1 protein-coding gene and 1 pseudogene are annotated in these 1,256 nt (G+C 59.1%); both read left to right on the plus strand.

Going from position 1 to position 1,256, the window contains the following annotated elements; translation table 11 throughout:
* A pseudogene (locus EN994_RS32080) lies at window positions 1–175 on the plus strand (sugar ABC transporter permease); the annotation flags it as partial.
* A gap of 1 nt (window position 176) precedes the next feature.
* Window positions 177–1,070 carry a carbohydrate ABC transporter permease gene (locus tag EN994_RS32085; RefSeq protein WP_013529760.1) on the plus strand — a complete coding sequence of 298 codons (894 nt, stop codon included), beginning with the start codon at window positions 177–179 and terminating at the stop codon, window positions 1,068–1,070.
* The last annotated feature ends 186 nt before the right edge of the window (window positions 1,071–1,256 follow it).

Consider the following 1,256-nt stretch of genomic DNA (forward strand, 5'->3'; position numbering starts at 1 on the left):
GGTGAATGCCACCCATCTGATGGCGACGCTCTCGTTCCAGCGCGGCATTTCCGGCGGCCAGCTTGGCGAGGGAGCCGCGATCGCGGTGGCGATGATCCCGTTCCTGCTTGCGGCGATCCTTTTCAGCTATTTCGGGCTGCAACGTCGTAAATGGCAGCAGGGCGGTGGAGACTGACATGGCCGCGATCGAAACGAGCAACCGTCCGAACACGGATGAAGGCGGCATGGGCTATCTTCAGAGCCTGCCCCGGCGCGTGGTGACCGTTTATCTGCCGCTCCTGATCTTCGTCATCGTGCTGCTGTTCCCGTTCTACTGGATGACGATCACGGCGGTGAAACCCAATCTCGAGATGACGGATTATGCCAATTTCAACCCGTTCTGGGTCGTCCATCCGACGCTCGAGCATATTCGGTATCTGCTCTTCGAGACGTCCTATCCGGGTTGGCTTCTCAACACGATCATCATCTCGACCGCCGCAACTTTCCTGTCGCTGCTGGCGGCGGTGTTCGCAGCCTATGCGATCGAACGCTTGAGGTTTTCCGGGGCGCGGCAGGTCGGCTTGGCGATCTTCCTGGCCTATCTCGTGCCGCCCTCGATTCTGTTCATTCCACTGTCGGTGATGGTGTTCAACCTCGGCCTTTACGATACGCCGTTCGCACTGATCCTCACCTATCCGACGTTCCTCATTCCATTCTGCACGTGGCTCTTGATGGGCTACTTCCGCTCGATACCCTTCGAACTGGAAGAATGCGCGCTGATCGACGGAGCGAGCCGCTGGCAAATCCTGACCAAGATAGTTCTGCCGCTGTCGGTGCCCGGCCTGATCTCCGCCGGCATCTTCGCCTTCACCCTGTCATGGAACGAATTCATCTACGCCTTGACCTTTATCCAGTCGTCCGAAAACAAAACCGTGCCGGTCGGCGTGCTTACCGAACTCGTACGTTCGGACGTCTATGAATGGGGAGCCCTGATGGCAGGCGCGCTGATCGGCTCCCTGCCGGTGGTGGTGCTCTATTCATTCTTTGTCGAGCACTACGTCTCCTCGATGACGGGGGCGGTCAAGGAGTGAGGCTGAGGCGGAAATCCCACCCTCGGCCGGCAGCTTCGATCCGATCCCCGCACTCCGCTCCCTCTCCTTCCCGCAAGCCTGCCACAAGCTTGTTGAGGCATGGTCTGGTCAGGGAAAACCGGTAAAAGGCGGACTTTCTTGGCGATTTCTCCACCCAGCGACATCGTTATGGATGTGGCCCGAGCC

The organism is Mesorhizobium sp. M7A.F.Ca.CA.002.09.1.1, assembly GCF_003998555.1.
GTDB lineage: Bacteria > Pseudomonadota > Alphaproteobacteria > Rhizobiales > Rhizobiaceae > Mesorhizobium > Mesorhizobium ciceri.

Coding starts and splice junctions, on each gene's coding strand:
- EN994_RS32085 (WP_013529760.1), top strand. CDS start 177: ATGGCCGCGATCGAAACGAGCAACCGTCCGAACACGGATGAAGGCGGC.